The 16617-nt window shown below is 54.0% G+C and carries 13 protein-coding genes and 1 pseudogene; 13 read left to right on the top strand and 1 reads right to left on the bottom strand.

The genetic code is table 11. The annotated features are described in order from the left end of the window. Position 1: 1 nt before the first annotated feature. On the top strand, positions 2 to 1024 hold the full coding sequence (locus ACT3UM_RS20015; protein ID WP_498901791.1) for a tryptophan--tRNA ligase: 1023 nt from the start codon (positions 2 to 4) through the stop codon (positions 1022 to 1024). A gap of 114 nt (positions 1025 to 1138) precedes the next feature. Here the strand turns inward: ACT3UM_RS20015 and ACT3UM_RS20010 are convergent, their stop codons facing one another. After that, complete coding sequence (locus ACT3UM_RS20010; RefSeq protein WP_035580474.1) at positions 1139 to 1657, bottom strand: Hcp family type VI secretion system effector; 519 nt, start codon at positions 1655 to 1657, stop codon at positions 1139 to 1141. Between the two features lie 645 nt (positions 1658 to 2302). On the opposite strand from ACT3UM_RS20010, the gene tssB reads away from it, so the two are divergent. The 12 genes and pseudogenes from tssB to vasI all read left to right on the top strand — a co-directional run bounded on the left by tssB (position 2303) and on the right by vasI (position 16612). Continuing rightward, positions 2303 to 2806: a type VI secretion system contractile sheath small subunit gene (gene tssB, locus ACT3UM_RS20005; RefSeq protein WP_498901788.1), complete on the top strand. Its 504-nt coding sequence runs from the start codon at positions 2303 to 2305 to the stop codon at positions 2804 to 2806. A 56-nt stretch (positions 2807 to 2862) separates the two neighbouring features. After that, a pseudogene (gene tssC, locus ACT3UM_RS20000) lies at positions 2863 to 4346 on the top strand (type VI secretion system contractile sheath large subunit). 12 nt (positions 4347 to 4358) lie between these two features. Further along, positions 4359 to 4805 carry a type VI secretion system baseplate subunit TssE gene (tssE, locus tag ACT3UM_RS19995; RefSeq protein WP_498901785.1) on the top strand — a complete coding sequence of 149 codons (447 nt, stop codon included), beginning with the start codon at positions 4359 to 4361 and terminating at the stop codon, positions 4803 to 4805. Between the two features lie 18 nt (positions 4806 to 4823). Beyond that, a complete protein-coding gene (tssF, locus tag ACT3UM_RS19990) occupies positions 4824 to 6587 on the top strand; it encodes a type VI secretion system baseplate subunit TssF (protein WP_498901783.1) in 1764 nt (587 codons plus the stop codon). Continuing rightward, complete coding sequence (gene tssG / locus ACT3UM_RS19985; protein WP_498901781.1) at positions 6551 to 7573, top strand: type VI secretion system baseplate subunit TssG; 1023 nt, start codon at positions 6551 to 6553, stop codon at positions 7571 to 7573. The genes tssF and tssG overlap by 37 nt, the downstream gene beginning before the upstream one ends. Before the next feature lie 3 nt (positions 7574 to 7576). Then, complete coding sequence (tagH, locus tag ACT3UM_RS19980) at positions 7577 to 9013, top strand: type VI secretion system-associated FHA domain protein TagH (protein ID WP_498901779.1); 1437 nt, start codon at positions 7577 to 7579, stop codon at positions 9011 to 9013. Further along, positions 9010 to 9549, top strand: a complete 540-nt coding sequence (tssJ, locus tag ACT3UM_RS19975) for a type VI secretion system lipoprotein TssJ (RefSeq protein WP_498901777.1) — start codon at positions 9010 to 9012, stop codon at positions 9547 to 9549. Before tagH ends, tssJ begins: the two co-directional genes overlap by 4 nt. Then, entirely contained in the window at positions 9549 to 10883 is a 1335-nt protein-coding gene (gene tssK / locus ACT3UM_RS19970; RefSeq protein ID WP_498901775.1) for a type VI secretion system baseplate subunit TssK, read from the top strand. The genes tssJ and tssK overlap by 1 nt, the downstream gene beginning before the upstream one ends. Positions 10884 to 10886: 3 nt before the next feature. Continuing rightward, a complete protein-coding gene (gene icmH / locus ACT3UM_RS19965; protein ID WP_498901773.1) occupies positions 10887 to 11729 on the top strand; it encodes a type IVB secretion system protein IcmH/DotU in 843 nt (280 codons plus the stop codon). Between the two features lie 8 nt (positions 11730 to 11737). Next, on the top strand, positions 11738 to 14359 hold the full coding sequence (tssH, locus tag ACT3UM_RS19960) for a type VI secretion system ATPase TssH (RefSeq protein WP_498901770.1): 2622 nt from the start codon (positions 11738 to 11740) through the stop codon (positions 14357 to 14359). Between the two features lie 4 nt (positions 14360 to 14363). Further along, complete coding sequence (locus ACT3UM_RS19955; protein ID WP_498901768.1) at positions 14364 to 15962, top strand: sigma-54 interaction domain-containing protein; 1599 nt, start codon at positions 14364 to 14366, stop codon at positions 15960 to 15962. Beyond that, positions 15959 to 16612 carry a type VI secretion system-associated protein VasI gene (gene vasI / locus ACT3UM_RS19950; protein ID WP_498901766.1) on the top strand — a complete coding sequence of 218 codons (654 nt, stop codon included), beginning with the start codon at positions 15959 to 15961 and terminating at the stop codon, positions 16610 to 16612. Before ACT3UM_RS19955 ends, vasI begins: the two co-directional genes overlap by 4 nt. Positions 16613 to 16617: the final 5 nt, after the last annotated feature.

The following is a 16617-nucleotide window of genomic DNA, read 5'->3' as shown; positions in this document are numbered from 1 at the left end:
CATGAGCCAGACCGCAAAAACCCGCGTCCTCACCGGTATCACCACCTCCGGCACGCCCCATTTGGGCAACTACGTCGGGGCGATCAAGCCCGCCATTGAGGCAAGCCAGGATCCCAACGTGCAGTCGTTCTATTTTATGGCTGACTACCACGCGCTGATAAAGTGTCAAGACCCCAAGCGGGTGCAGGAATCGCGCCTGGAAATTGCTGCCACTTGGCTGGCGCTGGGACTGGATACCGACAATGCCATTTTCTATCGCCAGTCGGACATCGCGGAGATTCCCGAGCTTACCTGGATGCTCTCCTGCGTGTGTGCCAAGGGCCTGATGAATCGCGCCCATGCCTACAAAGCCGCCGTTGCGGAGAACGAAGAAGCTGAGAACCAAGACGCTGATAAAGGCATCACCATGGGGCTGTTTGGTTACCCTGTGCTGATGGCGGCCGATATTTTAATGTTCAATGCCAACAAGGTGCCGGTAGGGCGCGACCAAATTCAGCATATTGAAATGGCCCGCGATATTGCCGGGCGTTTTAACCACCTCTATAAAGGTCAGCACTTTGTGCTCCCTGAGGCGGTGGTAGACGACAAGATACAGCTACTGAATGGCTTGGATGGTCGCAAGATGTCCAAAAGCTACGACAATACCATTCCGCTGTTTGCCCCAGAGAAAAAGCTGCAGAAACTGGTACGTAAGATTAAGACCAACTCACTGGAACCCGGTGAGCCGAAAGACCCTGATAGCTGTACGTTGTTCCAGATTTACTCCGCGTTCGCGACGGCAGAAGAGACAGCGAGTTTACGCGAGCAGTATGCCAACGGCATTGGCTGGGGCGACGCTAAAAATCACGTGTTTGAATACTTGAATGCTCACTTGAGCGCCCCCCGTGAACGCTATAACGCACTGATGGAAGACCCTGCCCATATTGAGGCGGTTCTGCAAAAAGGTGCCGAGCGGGCGCGGCAAGAAGCTGCACTCACGATGGATCGTTTACGTTCAGCTGTTGGTCTAGGGCGGTTTGTTTAACCTCTTAGTTTTATTGCAATACCCGTAGTAACGACGAAGCCCCTTCCGGTTGGAAGGGGCTTCGTTTGTTTCAGGTCTTGCATGTCAGACATCAACTAGGCGTTGAGCGACTGCTTAGCCTTCGATCGGGGCGCGCCAGTCGTCTGAACCAGAGGTGCCAGCAACAGTGTGTTCCCAATCAATCTTACGGTAAGCCAGAGACACGTCCATCAACTGGGTGAATTCAGATTTTTGGATGTCCTGGGCGTGCGGCATGCGCAGGTTGATGTCAACGATGGTGGCATCGGTCAGCGTGGTGGTAAAGAAGTGCTCCTGCTTACCTTCAACAGAAGTGCGGTACCACTTCAGCTCAACGTTGGGCAGCATTTCACCAGACGCTAGCGCGTTGTACATCAGCGGTACTGCTTTGTTCAAGGCAACGGTAAAGATAAAGGGCTTGTGAGCACGTTGACCGGACGGCTGACCAGACTGCGGATCAGTAGGTACGGTAACGACATGCTTAAATTCTTGCACCAGCATCTGGTCTTCGTGGCCTTCAACGTAGATGTTGCCTACGGAGTCAGGGGTGAAAGCACCTGATGTGATGTTGCCCTGAGTTTGGCCTTCAATGCTGATATAACAGGGTGTTGGCATGGTCTGCTCCTTGACTGGAAAATTAAGGTTTGTCACGTGACTCTCTAAGTAGGGCAATGAATGTGCCATTATTTTTTTATCTTTTTCTTTCAGTCACTTATTTATTATATAGCAAATAATTAATTTTTATTAGGCAAATTATGGCCTGGTCTGGGCAGCTTATTGCTTGCTTGGCAATGGGTTGCTTGATTTTTTTGATGTTACTTTTGATAAGCCTTGATGTAGTAACGAAATCTGGTTTTTGGTTTTATTTTGTAAGGCTAATATGTTGTTTGTTATTTTTTGTCTGAAGAAATAACATTTAAACGACTTGTCCTTCTAACGTCGATTGGCATTATCAAAGTCTTTTGTACGTTATTTCTGTCAAACAATGTAAGAGATTGCCGATAGATTTTGTAAGAAATTTCTTACAAATTTTAATTAGTTTATTAGTCTGAATTAGCAATGCTTCTATCTCCGTTTAAATTTTACCAAAATGCTGTCAAATGAGACTAAGTTGAATCTATGCTTTTGGGTGATGGCCAATAAGCGTCTCTTACTCAAGATAAGTCGGAGTTGGCAGGTACTATGTAATTCGGTACCTTCCCGGGATTGAGAACTATTCACGGTTACATTGATACACTTCTCTCTCCAGGGCTAAATATCATGGCTAAGCAAGGAACTGTTGCTCCCAAGGAGCGCATCAACATTAAGTACGTGCCAGCGACTGGCGATCAGCAGGCTGATACTGAACTGCCTTTGAAATTGTTGGTGGTAGGCGACTTTAAGGGTGGAGAGGAAGAGACCCCCATTGAAGAGCGACAGTCTGTTTCTGTTGATAAGAACAACTTTCAGTCGGTAATGCGCGAGGCGGGGTTGAGCCTTCAAACTGCTGTTCCTAATCGTCTTGATGAGAGCGATGAGCCCTCAGACATCGCTATCAATCTTGATTTTAAATCCCTGGAAGATTTCTCTCCTGATGCGGTTGCCAAGCAGGTGCCCGAGTTACGCAAGTTGGTTGAGTTGCGCGAAGCGCTGGTCGCTTTGAAGGGGCCGCTGGGTAATGTGCCCGCTTTCCGTGATCGACTACAGAAGCTGTTAGAAAACGACGAGGCTCGCCAGCAGTTGCTGAATGAGCTGGCATTGCTGGATGCAGATAAAGATCAATAATTCTTCAGCATTAGCAACGTTTTTTTATTGCAAATCAGCTAATTCGAGGCACAGCGATGAGTAAGACAGCAAAGCAACAGAATGCAGTTGCAGAGACTGAAAAGGATGTTTCGTTGCTTGATCAAGTGATGGCGCAAACACGTATGGCGCCAGCCGATGAAGGCTACGATGTTGCCAAACAGGGCGTGGCGGCTTTTATAGCAGAGCTGCTCAATGATGGCGAGGCGGCTCCAAAGGTCAACAAGTCACTTGTGGATAATATGATTGTTGAGCTGGATAGGAAGATTAGCCATCAAGTAGATGAGGTCTTGCATGAGCCGAATTTTCAGCAGTTGGAGTCGGCTTGGCGTGGTTTAAAGCTGCTGGTTGACCGGACTGATTTCCGTGAAAACATTAAGCTTGATGTGCTGCACGCCACCAAGGAAGAGTTACTGGAAGATTTTGAGTTTGCAACTGAAATTATAGCCAGAGCGGGCTTTACCATCATGTCTACAACGCAGGCTATGGTCAGTTTGGCGGAGAGCCGGTAGCTGGCATTATTGGCCACTATGATTTCTCGCCCTCCACACCCGATATGAAGCTGCTTCAGCATACGGCAGCGGTTGGTGCTATGGCGCATGCACCCTTTATGTCTTCAGTTGCTCCCTCTTTCTTCGGTATTGAAAGCTTTGAAGAGTTGCCGAATATCAAAGATTTCAAGGCTATTTTTGAAGGGCCTAAATATGCTCGTTGGCGCAGTCTTCGTGAGTCTGAAGACGCACGATATCTTGGGCTAACGGCCCCGCGTTTCTTGCTGCGGACGCCCTATGATCCAATAGAAAATCCGATCAAAAGCTTTAACTACCGCGAAGACGTTAGTGAAAACCACGAGCATTATTTATGGGGTAATACCTCTTATTTGCTGGCGGAGCGTCTCACGGACAGCTTTGCCAAGTACCGTTGGTGTCCCAATATTATTGGCCCGCAAAGTGGTGGTGCAGTCGAAAACTTGCCGGTGCATACCTACGAAGCATTTGGCCAGTTGCAGGCAAAAATTCCTACCGAGGTATTAATTACTGACCGGCGTGAATTTGAAATGGCTGAGGAAGGGTTCATTTCATTAACCATGCGTAAGGGCAGTGATAATGCGGCCTTCTTCTCCGCCAACTCTGTTCAAAAACCCAAGGTTTTTCCAAATACTGCAGAAGGGAAAGCGGCTGAAACCAACTTCAAGCTGGGTACTCAGCTGCCTTACATGTTCATCATTAATCGCTTGGCGCACTACGTCAAAGTGCTTCAGCGCGAACAAATAGGTTCGTGGAAAGAGCGTCAGGATCTTGAGCGTGAACTGAATGCTTGGATTCGTCAGTACGTGGCCGATCAAGAAAATCCCCCCGCAGATGTCAGAAGCCGCCGCCCGCTGCGCGCAGCTTCTATCCAGGTGTCTGATGTTGAAGGTGATCCAGGCTGGTATCAGGTTTCCATGGCGGTTCGTCCGCACTTTAAATACATGGGCGCCAACTTCGAACTCTCGCTTGTTGGTCGCCTCGACAAAGAATAAGGGAAAGCAGTGATGGCAACGGAGAGCGGAGGGTTATTGGGGAGGGCTCCGCTAGGAGGGCGCTTGTTTGAAAGGCTTGCCGCTCCCCATCAACCCGTGTTGGGAAAAGAAGCCGACGAGTTGATGGATGTTGTTGAGTCGATCAAACGCCACTTAGTTGACTTGCTGAACAGCCATCCTGGTAACAGCGCCTGTGCGCCCGAGCTCGGCTTGCTCGACTTCAACGACGCCACGATTGGTGTGCTGGATCTGGAGCGCAATATTCAACGCGCGATTTGTCAGTGTATTGAGCGCTATGAGCCGCGGGTCAGACGTGTGGACGTTGAGTCATTACCTAATCATGGTGATCCGTTGCAACTGCGCTTTCAGGTGCATGCCACCGTCGCTTTAGGCAGAGAAAACACTCAAGCGACTATCGATTTGTTGCTTAACAACAAGCGTTATCAGTGTCTCAACTGATATGCCTGAGAGGCACGAATGCTGAATCGCCACTATCGTGACGAGCTCAATTTTTTAAAGCGCCAGGGGCGGGAGTTTGCCGATGCAAACCCCGGCTTAAGCCGCTTCTTGTCCGAGCGCAGCACAGATCCGGATGTAGAGCGGTTATTGGAAGGGTTTGCCTTTCTCACCGGGCGTATGCGCGAAAAAGTCGAGGATGAGTTTCCCGAGCTTACTCACTCGCTAATCAGCATGCTGTGGCCGAATTATTTGCGGCCTGTACCCAGTATGACGGTGGTTCAATTTACCCCTAGCTGGTACTCCCTGAGTCAGCAGCAACGGGTTGAGCGTGGAACAGAACTTGCCAGTGAGCCGATAGAGGGCACGCCATGCCTGTTCAGAACTTGCCATGAAGTAACACTCTATCCATTGGCGCCAATAGGTGTGGATGCGCGTCATACGCGGGAGTCTTCAATCGTAGAACTAGCGATGGAAGTTCGCAGCGACCAACCGCTGAATGCCATGGGGATCGACTCACTGCGCTTGCACCTAGGCGGTGATGGTTACACCGCACGCACGCTCTATTTATGGATGAGTCACTATCTTTCACGGCTGGAGCTGGAAATTGATGGTCAGACGCAGCGGCTACCTTCTGATGCGCTAAAGGCTGTTGGGTTCGAGCGCGATCAAGCGCTCCTTCCTTACCCGCAGAATGTTCATCAAGGGTATCGCATTTTGCAGGAGTACCTCTGTTTTCCGGAGGCTTTCCATTTTTTTGATATTTTAGCGCTCGGGCGCTATTTGCCAGCTGACACGGCGAGTAACGTCACGCTGCGCTTTGTATTTTCACGTACCTTGCCAACCGATGCTCGGGTGAAGGATGAGCATCTGGCGCTTTACTGTACGCCAGCGATCAACCTTTTTGAGCATGATGCTGAGCCTATTGATTTGAGTGGCGAACGCAGCGAGTACCGAATACGGCCTAATAGTCGCGCCCCTTCACACTATGAAATTTTTAGTGTTGATGACGTGCTGGGAACGCTGGAAGGTGGGCGTACTGAGTGGCAAGAAACGCCGCGCCGCTATGTTCCGTTTGAAAGTTTTCAGCATCAAATTGAGCGTGACCGGGGCAGGGAGTCCCTCTACTACCGTGTGCGAGTGCGTGACAGCCTGCGCAGCGATGGTTTTGATCACGACATCGCCTTTGTTCGGGGTGACGAGCGTGCCTGCCTTGGCCGCCGTGAAACGATTTCTCTGCAGTTGACCTGTAGTAATCGTGAGTTACCTGAGCGGCTAACGATAGGCGATTTGTGCGTGGCAACGGAGGAAAGCCCTGCTTACGCTACCTTTCGCAATATTACCCGGCCGACTCCGGTGCTCCGCCCGGCACTCGATGATGGGCTGCTATGGATATTAATCTCAAATTTGTCGCTCAACTACCTCTCCTTGCTTGAGCGTGATGCGCTGTGCTCGGTACTGCGTGCCTATGATTTTCGAGCCTTAGTGGACAGGCAAGCAGAACGGATTGCGCAAAAAAGGCTAGCCGGCATTCTTGAAATTGACACTCAGTCTGTTGATCGCTTGCGCAAAGGTTTGCCCGTGCGTGGGCTGCGCTCGGTAATGACATTGGATCAAGAGGCTTTTGGTGATGAGGGCAGCCTCTACCTGTTTGGCAGTGTGCTGGCGCGCTTCTTTTCGCTGTACGCAAGCATTAACTCTTTTCACGAATTACATGTCATTAATCGCCATAACCAAGAGCGCTATCAATGGACCTTACAGGTGGGGCAGCAGCCCCTGATGTAGCGCTGGCACCGGTTATTCGGGGGGCGCGACGTTACGAGTTTTATCAACTAGTAGAGCTTCTGCACCGTCATCACGGCGATGATTTAGAGCAGCGGCATGGCGGTAGCGTGCCCTCATTTCAGCGCGTGCGCTATACCGCCTCAGCGTCGTTGGGCTTTCCGGGCAGCGATGTGCTTGCCCTGAGTGAAAACCAGGCAGGCCAATATGAGATGGAAGTCAGTTTCCTGGGGTTGCAGGGGGCGCAATCGCCGCTTCCCGGCTACTACCTGGAAACCCTGGCGCATAACGCCGCTCACCAGGAAGGGGCCGCGGGTGATTTCCTCGACTTCTTTAACCATCGACTCTTAACGCTGGTGCATCGTAGCTGGCGGAAATATCGCCACTACGTTCGCTATCAAAACGATGCGAAAGATGGTTTTTCTGCCGCGATATTTGCGTTGGTTGGGCTCGCTGACAGTGATCTGCGCGGTGAAACACCGATCAACTGGAGCAAAATGCTCGCTTATGCGGGCCTCCTGGCTGGACGGTCGCGCTCGCCTGATGTGGTTAGCGGTATTGTTGGTCACTGTTTCGACTTAGCCGAAGTACAGATAGAAGAGTGGGTGCAGCGTTGGGTGGAGATTCCTCTGGATCAGCGCAGTTGTATGGGTATCTCGGGGATGACACTTGGCGGTGACATGGTCGCAGGCGAGCGAGTTGCGGATGTGAATGGCAAATTTGCGCTATGCCTGCGCGGTTTAAGCCTGCCGCGATTTAGAGATTTTCTACCTGATGGTGAAGAGCATAGCCCCCTTAAAACGCTGGTGAGTTTTGTACTGCGAGAGCCGTTGGCCTACGACCTCGAGCTTGAATTGCTGGATAGCGAGGTAAAGCCCATGCGTTTGGGCGATGCCGGGTCGTGCCAGCTTGGATGGACCACCTTTGTTGATCCAGAGAGCGGCGGCAACACCATGCGCCGTCGTGTACGCATTCAGATGACGAGTTAATCCATGCATTCCAATCAACTAGACGCTATCACCTTGGTGGTCACCAACAGTGAGCAGCTCGAAGGACGCTCGACCAGCAGCTTTGTCTTCCATAAAGAGGGAGGCACGCTGGGAAGTGGCCAGCAAGACAACTGGTTACTGCAAGATCATAGCGGACGAATTAGGCCCGGCCATGCCGAAATCACCAAAATCGATGGCAAGTTCTGCCTAGTAGATCTAAGTGGACACACCTTTATTAACCGGACGACGCTTCCAATTGGGCGGCATCGAAAGGTTGCGCTACGTGATGGTGATGAGCTGATGATTGGCGAGTATCGCTTGAAGGTACATCTCGGTGATCGCCACGCGTGGCAGCCAGGTGTTCACTCACTGGCCACGCTAATTGACGAAGAGCATGACGAGGTCACGACCCAAGGCGCTGTTTGGTCAGTTGGGGGCGGGCATACCTTCCATCATGAAGCAGAAAAAGGCGACCCGATGGAAGCCTTGGGGGGAGCCCTGCCAGGCTCGATTGCGCATGACCCGATGGTGGCGTTAGACCACGAAGATAAGTCATCGGATGTCATGGAACCGCTTGAGGCAATGCCGCTCTCACATCGCCAGCAAGCGTATCAAGGGTATGTTTCTCAAGGACATGAGTTTCAAGAGCCAGCATATGCACATAATCGGGATCAGTGGCAGCAACAAGAGCGCCATGAGGAAGCCTTAACCCTCCCCGATATCAGAACACCGAAAGGCACAACAACGCAGAGGAGCAGTGGTATGGATGAGCGGCAGATAAACGATTTGGAGCGCTCTGTTGGGGAGCAGTTGGAAGATCGCTGGCAAAAGCCAACAACGCAATCGCTTGGTCATGTGGGTGCCGACCCTCTGCTGAGAGGGTTAGGCCTTGATTTACACTTCCGCGATAGCGAGGAGCAGCAGGCATTTCTAGAAGAAGCGGGGCACACCCTACGCGCGACTATAGATGGCTTACGCTTACTGCAGCAAGCGCAGAACGATAGTAAGTACCCACTTAGAGACCGCCGTTTACAGCCGATTGAAGATAATCCTCTGCGCCTTGGTCAGTCCTATAACGAGACCGGCGAGACCCTATTTTCTGCCCAGCGTAGCCCTGTACATTTATCAGCGCCAGAAGCAGTCGCAGAGTGCTTGCGTCACCAGGGGCAGCATCAAGCCGCCGTGGAGGAAGCCATTGGCCACGCACTGGGCGCCATACTTGATGCGTTCTCCCCTGACGCGCTGCTCAAGCGTTTCCATGCATACCGTGGTGCGGGTAATCGCATTGAAGACGAAGGTGGCTGGGCTTGGGAGATGTACCACTACTACTACCGAGAGCTTAACTCGGGTCGTCAACAAGGCTTTCAAAAACTGTTTTGGGAAGTCTTTGAACAAGCCTATGACCAATCGGTGCGTCGCCAGCAGCGGGAGGAGGCATGAACGTGCATAACATTGCACGGCTTGCCTGGCTGCTTTGCATCATTCTGCTGCTAGCAGGCTGTGCCTCGACCCGTGAAGCCACGGGCAAAGCGTGGCAGGTAATGCGCGACCCCTCTATTCCTGTCGGCTACCCCGAAGATCAGCCCACCACCGTTGACTTAAGCATGATTGCTGAGCCAGACGTCAATACCAATGTGGATGGTGAAGGGACGCCGCTGCGTTTTCAGGTGCTGCAGTTAAAAGATGACTCCATGTTGATGGCGGCCGACCTAGGTCAACTGAATAGTGATTTAGAGGAGGCGCTAGGTACTAATTATCTTACCCACGATGACTTTACGCTGCTGCCTGGGCAGTGGAAGTTTTATGAACCTTTCGACGTTGATGAAGAGACGCGTTACATCGGGCTGATTGCTTTCTATGCAACTCCCAACGAGGCCGAGTGGAAGAAGGTCGTCAAGGTGAAGAGCCGTGGCGAGCATTACCACTTACTGGTTCACCTCCGGGGTAGCGAAGTAGAACTAAGGAAGGAGGGATAATGGCCAGCCGAAATCGTGTGGTGTGGAGCGAAGGGCTATTTATTAAGCCTCAGCATTTCCAGCAGCAGCAGCGCAGTTTAGAAGGGTTGATAGATGCACGACTCCAAGGGATTAGCCACTATTTATATGGCTTCCATACGCTAGAGCTGAATAGCGAGTTCCTCAGCTTTGGGCGTATTGCTATTAGCCGTGCCAGCGGCGTCATGCCCGATGGCGTTGCGTTCCAGCTCCCGGCCGATGATATCGAACCTAGCCCGCTAGAAATTAGCGACGCCAGCATTACCAACCAGGTGGTCTACCTGGGACTACCGTTGGCCACCGACGGTGTGGGCGAAGTGCGTTGGCCGGGCGACGAACTGCCTGCACGCTATCGTCTCTCCCCGCGTAGCGTACGTGACCTTCACTCCCGCGATGGTGCTACTGCAGAGCTTGAAGTGGCGCGGGTGTCTCCGCGCTTGCTGTTAGAGAGTGATGACCGCAGCGGTTACGCCTGCCTTTCTGTAGCACGCATTATCGAGCGTCGCCCAGATGGCAGTTTAGTGCTTGATGAGCAATTCTTGCCCACGCTGCTGAATGTGCAAGCGGCTCCTGGTTTGCAGCGTTTTGTCGGAGAAATGGCCGGTTTAATGCGTGAGCGGGCGCGCAATATTGCTCAACGTCTTTCTACACCGCATCAAGCAGGTGTTGCCGATGTCTCTGATTTTATGTTGCTGCAGCTACTGAACCGCGCTCAGCCGCGCTTTCAGCATCTTGCCCGGCTTGGCCAGCTTCATCCCGAGCGTCTTTACGACACCATGCACGAAGTCGCCTGTGAATTAGTCACGTTTACCGATGAATCGCGGTTACCGCCAGAGTGTCCGGCCTATGATCACGACCATCCCGAGCGCGCTTTCCGGCCACTAATGAAGATGCTCCGCCAGGCGCTTTCCACCGTGCTTGAGCCGCGTGCTGTCGCCATTCAGCTACAAGCGCGCCGTTTTGGTCTACTCGTTGCGCCGCTGTCAGACCTTAGCCTCATCGAGTCGGCTGAATTCATTCTTGCCGTTCGGGCGGATATGCCCAACGAGCGGCTGCGTAAGCTGTTCTTGCAGCAAACCAAAGTTGCCAGCGTGGAACGCATTCGTGACCTCATCAGTTTGCAGCTGCCCGGTGTCCCGCTTGAACCCTTGCCAGTGGCGCCTCGCGAGTTGCCCTACCACGCTGGTTATAGCTACTTCCAACTGGACCGCCAGAGTGAAGCGTGGGGAATGCTCAACGGGGCCAGTGGCTTTGCCTTCCACGTCGCCGGTGAATTTCCAGGACTGGAAATGCAGTTCTGGGCCATCAGGAGTTAAGCCATGCAACATCTTGCAACCGAAGATCAACGCGCTGTACGACCACGTGGCGCAAGCGACAAAGTCCGTCATGAAGATCTGATTAATGAGCGTGGCCTGGAACATCTCATCCATAGCCATGCCGAGCAGTTGGATGCCGATGAAGACTACTGGTTTCGTCTACGCGGGCACAATCTTAACCCACTGGTGGATGCGGCTAGCAGCTTGCTTGGCATGGTGGTGCGTGTCCGTCAGCTTGATAGCGCAGGCGATGTTGAGCGTCTCTATCGTCAGGTAGTCGACGAGATCGCTGCCATCGAAATTGAGCTAACTGAGCAGGGCTATGACCGGGCCACACTACTCGCTTACCGCTACGTCCTTTGCTCCTTTATTGATGAAGCCGTCATGGGGATGCCTTGGGGGCGACAGAGTAAGTGGGCCGAGCACTCGCTGCTAACACGTTTTCATAATGAAACCTGGGGCGGCGAAAAAGTGTTCTCCATTCTCTCGCGTCTACAGCAAGAGCCCCAGCGCTACCGCGACATGTTGGCCTTTATTTATCTCTGCCTGTGCCTTGGTTTTGAGGGCCGTTATCGCGTTGCGTCCCACGGGCGCGATGAGTACGAGCAAATTGTCCGCGCGTTAGGTGACCAATTAGCCACGCTTGATCAGCCACCTGAGGAAGCGCTTACCCAACCGCTACGCAATGTCGTAAAAGGCCGCCAAGGCATGCGCAGCGGATTTCCTATATGGGGAATATTTGCCCTATTTGGGATCGCCATGGTGGCAGTGTATCTGGGCCTCTCCTGGTCGCTTGATCAGCAAGCCGAACAGATTACTTCGCTTCTTAACCAAATTTACCGTTAGGAGATCCCATGCTCAGGGTAGAGCTACCGGCGCTTATTAGTCGACTAAATGAAATTGCTCGCCAGGGTCTGGAGCAGGCGGCCGTATTGTGCGCCGAACAGCAAGCTCCCGAGGTGACCACCGGGCACCTGCTGTTGGCGCTGGTCGATCAGCCGCTGTGTGATGTGCGCCTGCTGCTGGAAACGCTTGATATTGATGTCGAGGAACTGCGCGCAAAAATAGCTGAAGAGAGTCGCCCACCGCGTGATCTTGAGGTATCGACACCCAGCTTTTCACCGCTATTAGTCGAGCTGCTCCAGGATGCCTGGTTGCTGGCAACCACCGAGTACGGTCATCAAGCGCTACGCAGCGGCGTGCTTTTCACCGCGCTACTGCACAACGCCCCACGCTACTTGGGGCCGAAGAGCGTGGCGTTACTGGAAGATATGAATCGCGAAAATGTGCGCCGTCACTTAGAGCGCTTAACAGCCGATTCAGCGGAAGCACCCCGGGATGGTGCGGGGACTAGCCAACGCCAAGCTCTCCATGCCGCGGGCGATGACAGTGCGCTGGCACGTTTTGCCACCTCGTTGACTGAGCAAGCCCGCAATGGTGAGCTTGACCCCGTACTCGGGCGTGACCCGGAAATCGATCAAATGCTCGATATCCTGGGGCGTCGGCGCAAAAACAACCCCATCGTGATTGGCGATGCGGGAGTGGGTAAAAGTGCCGTAGTAGAAGGTTTAGCCGCCCGTATTGTGGCCGGCCAAGTGCCCACGGCGCTGGCAGATGTTGAGCTGCTTACCCTTGATCTAGGCGCACTCCAAGCCGGTGCTGCGGTGAAAGGCGAATTTGAAAAACGCCTGAAAGCGGTGATCGATGAAGTCAAAAACGCGCCACGCCCCACGCTGCTGTTCATCGATGAAGCGCATACGCTGATCGGTGCGGGCAATCAGGAAGGGGGCGGCGATGCGGCCAACTTGCTCAAACCTGCCCTGGCGCGGGGTGAACTACGCACTATCGCCGCCACCACCTGGCGGGAGTACAAAAAGTACTTCGAAAAAGACCCGGCGCTGTCGCGGCGCTTCCAGCCCATTGCGCTCTCAGAGCCAAGCGTTGAGCAGGCGCTGGTGATTCTACGCGGCTTGCGCGATGTGTATGAACGTGCCCACGGTGTGCTGATTGGCGATAGCGGCCTGCGTGCCGCCGCCGCGCTTTCTGCCCGTTATTTGGCCGGTCGGCAATTGCCCGATAAAGCCATTGATGTGCTGGACACCGCCTGTACCCGGCTGGCGCAAGCCCTGGATACTCCACCCCGTAAGCTCAGTCATCTTCAGAGTGAACATATCGCCGCGCTGCGCGAGCGCGATCAGGTTGAACGTGAGCGACTGTTAGGGCGCGAACCCGATAGTGAGCTCCACCACGACTTAACCGAACGCTTAGCCAAGCTGGAAGAAGAGCTGGCAAGCCTGGAAGCCGCCTGGCAAGCGCAGCGGGAGTGTGTCGATGCCATTGTGACGCTACATCGCCAACTGCTGGAAGCAACGGATGCCGATGCCGTGGATCAACTTCCCGAGGGGGTTCATCAAGCGCTCGCCGAACGTGAGCTGCAGCTGGCCCAACTGCAAGAGACATTTGCCCTGGTCAATCCCAGCGTTGAAGAAGCCCAGATCGCCCAGGTGATTGGCGACTGGACCGGCGTACCGGTTGAGCGCATGACCAGCGACGAGCTAACGCGACTCACCGAATTGCCCACGCATCTGGATGCGCTCATCCAGGGGCAGAGCAGTGCGATTGAGCGTATCCACCGCCATCTATTAACCGCCCGTGCTGATCTACGTCGCCCAGGGCGGCCATTGGGCGCGTTTCTATTGGTGGGCCCCAGCGGCGTTGGTAAAACCGAAACCGTGGTGCAAATTGCCGACCAGTTGTATGGCGGCCGTCAGTTTCTCACCACGATCAATATGTCGGAATACCAAGAAAAGCATACGGTTTCACGCCTGATCGGCTCACCGCCGGGGTATGTCGGGTTTGGTGAAGGTGGGCTACTGACCGAAGCGATCCGTCAGCGCCCCTATTCGGTGGTGCTGCTGGATGAAGTCGAAAAAGCCCACCCCGATGTGCTCAACCTCTTCTATCAAGCGTTTGATAAAGGCGAATTGGCGGATGGCGAAGGGCGCGTGATTGATTGCAAAAACGTGCTGTTCTTCCTGACCTCCAACCTGGGCTACGAAGCGATTGTCAGCTACTGCAATGACCCAGCGGCGTTGGACGCCGCGCTCTATCCGGTGCTGGCTGAGTTCTTCAAGCCAGCGCTATTGGCGCGTATGGAAGTGGTGCCTTACTTGCCGCTGGACGGCGATACCCTGCGCGACATCGTGAAGGCCAAGCTGGATACCCTGGCAACACGCATCCGCGGGCGCCATCGCCAGGCCGAAGTGGTGCTGGATGACAGCCTGGCCGAGGCAATTTGTCAGCGGGCGACGCGGAGTGAAAACGGCGCCCGTATGCTCGAGTCGGTCATTGACGGTGAGCTGCTGCCGCCGCTTTCCCGTGCGCTGCTCGAACGTATGGCGCGGCGTGAAACAGTTAGCCGGGTAGTGCTGGGCACTGAGGGCGATAGCGGCGTCTTTACTGCGGAGGTGGTGTGACACCATGATGCTTCAAGCCCTCAACACCTGCGCCGAAAATGCTTCGTGCTCAGCTTCGCCGCTAGCCGCTATGCCTATCGCATTAACCCTGGTGGAGAGCGGTAGCTCAGAAGCATTGCGCAAACGCACAGCCCAGGTGCTGTGCGAGGGGTTAGGACTTGAGTGCGCTGAGTGCCTCTATGTAGAGGGGAGTGGCCGTTGGCTGGGGCGTGATGGTGATGCCGTGCAGTTTGATTGCAGCGACTTTAGCCACCCCTATGCCCATGTGATCCGCAGTGGTAAAGCGCTCACATTAAGCGTGGGTGATGCCCGTACGCGCTTGGATCATGCTGGGTTTCAAGACCAGATTGCTCAATTGGCCACAAAGAAGCGCCTTCAAATAAGACCGCTGCGTGCCCAGGATGGTGAGAAAGAGTGGCTGGGTGTGCTGTTGATGGTGGGTGAAGGAAGCTTCATGAGCACCCTGGACGATGATCCCGGTATGGCGGCGTTTGAGGAATTGCTATGCCGGTTATGGGCGCGTTTGTCGCGGGAACAGGGCGAACGGCACCGGTCGCGGGCACTACGAGATTCGCTAGTCAAGCTTAACGATGGTGCCCGTCGGCAGGCGTTGGCCGACCAGTTAGCGCAGGAGCTACTGGGAGACTCTACCGCCATGCAAGCGCTACGTCGCCAAGTGGTGCGGGCGGCGGAAACCAACCTGGCGGTGTTATTGCAAGGGGAAACGGGCACCGGGAAGGATCGGGTGGCGCGTGCGCTCCATCAGCTCTCAGGGCGTGCAAAAGGCCCTTTTATGGCCATTAACTGCGCCGCTATTCCCGAAGCGTTGCTTGAATCCGAGCTGTTTGGCCATGCCAAAGGGGCGTTCTCGGGCGCAGACCAAGCCCAGGAAGGGCTTATCAGTCAAGCTGACGGCGGTACGCTGTTTCTGGATGAAATTGGTGATATGCCGCTAGCGCTACAAGCCAAGCTGCTCAGAGTGTTGGAGAGTGGCCGTTACCGTCCGCTAGGCGCCAGCGAAGAGCGCTGCGCGGATTTACGTTTAGTGGCCGCTACCCATCAGCCGCTTCGCGAGCATATTCGTGCGCAGCACTTTCGTGCTGACCTCTACTACCGACTGGGCCAATTTCCGCTCACCCTGCCACCGCTTGCAGAGCGGCGCGATGACATTGCCCAGTTGGCGCAATCGTTCATTGCCGACTTTTGCGCACGTGAAGCGCGTGATGATATGGGCATTACACCGTCGGCACTGCGCTTACTCAAGCAGCGTGACTACCCGGGTAATGTTCGTGAGTTAAAAAACCTGATCGACTACGCCTGCGCCATGACGCCTCAGGGGGCGGATATTGATGCCTATGTCATACCCGGGGAGCAAGAGAGCGACGCTCAAACGGCACCCAATTCGCCGGTAAGTAGCACGCCGTTCCCTTTGCCAAATGATATCGATGACTTGCGCCAAGCGCTTCGTGATGTTGAAACCGCCATCATCCGCCAACGGTTAATGCATTTTGGCGGCAATCGCGCCCAAGCCGCCGCAAGCCTTGGCTTACCTAAGCGAACACTGGCCCATAAATGTCAGCTGCTAGAACTGGATACCAAATGAGAGTGACGTTACAAATCCGCCAGTGGTCATACTGGGGGCTGCTTATCATCGCTGTTTTGGGGAGTTCGGATGCTTTAGCAGACGAGCACCAAGCAATGCTTGAGAACGCTTTGGCATGCGCTGATGAGCCCTCTCGATTAGAGCGTTTGAGCTGTTATGACGACGTATTTAAAACAGCGACCTCATCGGCTGATGAGCGAGAGCTGCCCATTTTATGGTACGCCATTGAACGCCAGGAGAGGGGGCGCGATGGCGATGATTTAGGCGTCATCGTTCAACACGAGGGGGATGATGTGTTGATGAGCGTCCCTGCGTTGGGAACTACACCGCCACGTCCCATTATGGTGATGGCGTGTGAAAAGCAGATCACCCGCTTTCAACTGCATTTGCCAGAGCCTATCGACAATGCCCGTGTTGATTTGCAGCTTCGCACCCATAGCGCCAACGTAAATCAGCAGTGGCGGGTGCGTGACGGCGGTCATGTCATCAATGGCGGCCGGGGGTTGCCCGCCATTGAAACGCTTCGCCAACTGCTGGGGGCCAATGACGTCTCTATTAGTAGCGATGTGCCGAGTTTAGATGGGCTGCGTTTTGATATTACCGATCTCCGCCAACTCATTCAGCCGCTACGCGAAGCGTGTCGTTGGTAAGGGAG

The organism is Halomonas sp. AOP13-D3-9 (assembly GCF_052379125.1).
Classification (GTDB): Bacteria; Pseudomonadota; Gammaproteobacteria; order Pseudomonadales; family Halomonadaceae; genus Vreelandella.
The sequence above is the reverse complement of the archived record's forward strand: the minus strand, read 5'-3'. Positions and strand labels throughout refer to the sequence as shown.